The following is a 3807-nucleotide window of genomic DNA, read 5'->3' on the forward strand; positions in this document are numbered from 1 at the left end:
ATTTCTTCCCATGTCAACGCTCTCCTTTGAACTCATATAGTTGGGTTCATTATACAATAAAGAACCCTATAAAATAGAGAACGAATAAGGGTTTTTTATCCGTGTCTATTCTATAGGGTCCAGTTTAGAAGTCGTCCAGTGCTCTTTTTATTTCCTCTACCAGCATCGGCTCTGCACTCATACCGCCACCTATCACAAACAGTTCCGGATCGAGTACCCCTTGGAGATTAATGATTTGTCCCGCGACTCCCTTGCAATAAGCTCTGAACTCCCTTTCTACTTCCTGATGACCTGCTCGAATGAGCCTGAACATATCCTGACCTTCAAAATCTTCCGGGTCTTCTCCAGTCATCTGTGCGACTCGCCGTACCAGATCTGTCGTACTCCCACTTCTACCAAAGAAACTTTCCGGATTCAGTGGGTTTTTACCATCGGTCCGTATAAAGGAAAATTCTCCTGCACTGAAATGATGCCCTTTTACGAGTTGACCATTGGAGATAATGCCGCCACCTACACCCGTACCCAAGACAAAAGCTACGCCGTTTTGCATGCCCTTGAGACCGCCCTTCCAGAACTAGCCCAAGGGCCGCACTTTTTCCGTCATTTTCAAGCCTCAGAGGCAGATTCAGCCGCTCTTGAATAATATCTGCCAAGTGAATATTTCTGGCGTACTGCAGCGAACCTCCGTGAATGACAAAGCCGGCATCAGAATCAATTCGACCCGGCATGCTGATGGCCACCCCTGCTATACTTTTTACGTAGGGCTGGACAATCTTTTCAATCACAAACAGCAGGGATTCCAGTGAATCACGGGGGGTCTTTCTTTTTCCTTTAATATGTATAGTCTCTTTATCCATCAGCGCAAATTTGATTGCTGACCCACCTATATCAAATACTAAATACTGCTTCATCTGTCTGCTCCTTTTCACTTTGAGAATTATATGATACTTCCTTAAAGCGCTTTCTCTTTTTTAATAGTATATCAAAAAAGAACCCCTGTGAAAGGCGTTCTTTTTTATCCTTATCTGTTTATACAGCAAAAGCTATTAAATAGTGCGTCTTCTTTATTTGAAAGTTGTAATCGCTTCTGCGTCCAAACGAACTGTTGCTTCGCCCGGTTCTAAAGCTTTCCCGACAGCCAATATTAAAACAGGCACATAGCGTTCTTTATCAAGGTCTACACTTTCTGCCAGCTGACCGTAATCAAATCCGCCAATAGCGTTCGTGTCATAGCCATGGCTTCTGGCTACCAGCATGAATTGCATGGCTGCGAGATTAGAATCAAGCCGGACAACCTTTTTCATCTTTTCTTTTGGAAAGCTTTTGTACTCAGGAATTATGTCCCTCAACTGCTTGTTTTTTTCTTCTTCTGTCAACTTGCCTTCTGCCACTGCTTTAGCATAAATTTTTTCTCCGTACTCGTAGCACTTCAGATCGCCAAAGATAAGAACCATCGCAGCTGACGTGTCATTCTGCTGTGTATTCCAGCGCATCAAAGGCCGGAGATTTTGTTTACCCTCTTCGCTGTCCACCACTACAAATCGCCAGGGCTGAAGATTGACTGAAGACGGAGCACGCGTCGCTTTTTGAATCATTTCAAGCATATCTTCGCGGGGAATTTTTACCTTTGGATCAAACTCTCTGATTGAGCGCCGGTTGAGTATAATATCGTCAAAATCATTGGTTTTTGTCATCAGGTAGCCTCTTTTCTTTGAAGGTTTTTGTGCTCCGTGTATTTGACAAATTATATCCAGCTGGTATATATAAGCAAACAAAGATATAACATCTGTTGATGGCAACCATCAATAGCCAACTTAATCTCTAGTATTTAGCTGGGCCTTTTTCCTTTTGCTGTTCATTAATACTAGTTAATCACTATCTCTTTTGCTAAACATACCTTTATTAAGTGAGGGAGTCAACTGGCAAACCCTCTATTCCCTATTTAAAAAAGCAAGCAGAAGCATGCCTTCACGAGTAGTTATACTCAAATCCAAACAAAACCAAAAACAAAGACAGGTCTGCTAGCCATTGCTCAAGAATTTGATTTAATCATAAGCTACATAGTGAATTAGTTTCTGAAGATCGTCTATTTGGGATTGAATTGTTTTGCCAATGGTTGTATCTTTGATTAGTTTTCTTTCCAGCTTCTTGTCTATCATGTGTTTAAGTGAAGCATCTCTCGATTGACTTTTAATAAGTTCTTCTACCGTGACAAACATTTTATGCGTGACCAATTGAAAACCATATGAATTATTTAACAGAGAATAACCGGCTATACCCGTTGTCTCTTGATAGGCCTTGTTCATTCCGCCGTCAATAACAAAGACTTTTCCTGAAGCTTTGACTGGTTCTTCTACCTGTCTAACTTTAACCGGAGTATGGCCATTAATAATTTTTGATTTCTTAGGATCCAGATTAAACTCTTTTAAAATTTTATCGGCAATCACTGCATTGTTCCTCAAATCAAAATAGGCATTTCTTTCTTCTTTATACATATCCTTGTTATTGACGTAGTATCTCTCAAAGGTAGTCATTTTATTTCTACCAAATAAAGGAGACAATGGACCTGCCCAAGCGTACCATTCAAGATCAGTAGATAAATTATCCTGTATTTCAGGATGAGCTGCCGATTCGCGTATATGATACTCAAAATAATCTAGTAATAGCTTTCCTGCAAGTTTTTTACCTTCCAACATTAAGCAGCTGAACTCCCCATTATTTTTTAAAGGAATGCAGCCATGATATAAAAGCTGATCATTGTAAACAAGGTACATAATTCCTTTACGGATGAGAAACTTATTAATCTGTCTAAGTTTTTCTGATTGCTGAAAACTGTCTAACAATGTTTCAACCACATATTCTTCCTCTGAACTCAATCGATTTGGATCCTTCTCATCGATCCTTTCGAAAGGAAAGTTATGGAGATGATAATAATTGCTCTCGATTTTTATCTTACCTTGTTTAAAATTTAAATTTTTTAATAGGTTACGCTCAGCTAAATTAAATTCAGGTCTCCTGTCTATCAGTTGTCCTTCCAGCTTAAACTGCATAACAGCAAGTGCCTGGTGTACCTTATTAAGCAAAGACTCACTCTCCTCGTTAAAGATACGTCTTGCATCAGAAGAAACTTTGGGATTAAATGACTTGTGTACAGCGTAATGATTTTCAGCATAGAAAAATAATGGTCTTAAATTTAATCCGTATGTTTTTTCCAGTTCATACAAATATCCGTATCTGGAGGCAATACGAAGCAGCGTTAGTAAATTAACTTTCGAGCCATGAATAGCTCCGAGCCAGAGGACATCATGGTTACCCCACTGTATATCTACAGAATGATGTTTTATGAGCTGTTGCATCACAGAATACTCCCCACCACTGCGGTCAAAAATATCCCCAACTAAATGCAGATGGTCTATTACTAACCTGGGAATGACTTCGCATAGAGAGATAATAAATGGCTTTGCCTGCTTAAGTTTAATTAGTCTTTCCAATATACTTTTATAATAGGCATTTCGATCTCTATGAGAGGACGGATCAGTGTACAAAAGCTCTTCGATAATATAGCTGTGTTTTTGGGGTAATGCTTTTCTCAATTTTGAACGAGTATACTTAGTCGAACAAAAGCCGATAAAATCGATTAAATCTGAAATCGTTTCATAATACCACTCTTCTGTTTTTTCAAGTAATTACCAATTTTTTTGTTTTTTCGTGTTGTTTTAATGCAACTATCGTTGCTCTATCAATTAAAATACAAAAAGGCACCTCTTCCCCCCCTCGTATAATAAGTTTGTAGTTAAGAATTGTTCT

Annotated in this window: 3 protein-coding genes and 1 pseudogene; all 4 read right to left on the bottom strand. The window is 39.0% G+C overall.

Going from position 1 to position 3807, the window contains the following annotated elements; translation table 11 throughout:
- Window positions 1-124: 124 nt before the first annotated feature.
- Window positions 125-526, bottom strand: coding sequence for an ROK family protein (locus ACYQ2O_RS10955; protein ID WP_459796620.1), 402 nt, complete (start codon window positions 524-526; stop codon window positions 125-127).
- Window positions 426-911, bottom strand: a complete 486-nt coding sequence (locus ACYQ2O_RS10960; RefSeq protein WP_459783802.1) for an ROK family protein — start codon at window positions 909-911, stop codon at window positions 426-428. Before ACYQ2O_RS10960 ends, ACYQ2O_RS10955 begins: the two co-directional genes overlap by 101 nt.
- A gap of 153 nt (window positions 912-1064) precedes the next feature.
- Window positions 1065-1694, bottom strand: a complete 630-nt coding sequence (locus ACYQ2O_RS10965; protein WP_459796621.1) for a nitroreductase family protein — start codon at window positions 1692-1694, stop codon at window positions 1065-1067.
- Window positions 1695-2045: 351 nt separating this feature from the next.
- A pseudogene (locus tag ACYQ2O_RS10970) lies at window positions 2046-3668 on the bottom strand (fructose-bisphosphatase class III); the annotation flags it as partial.
- Window positions 3669-3807 lie beyond the last annotated feature (139 nt).

This window comes from Alkalibacterium sp. m-11, from assembly GCF_054658155.1.

Excerpts from the sequence above, each read along its gene's own strand:
- ACYQ2O_RS10960 (WP_459783802.1), bottom strand. The coding sequence starts at position 911 with ATGAAGCAGTATTTAGTATTTGATATAGGTGGGTCAGCAATCAAATTT.
- ACYQ2O_RS10965 (WP_459796621.1), bottom strand. The coding sequence starts at position 1,694 with ATGACAAAAACCAATGATTTTGACGATATTATACTCAACCGGCGCTCA.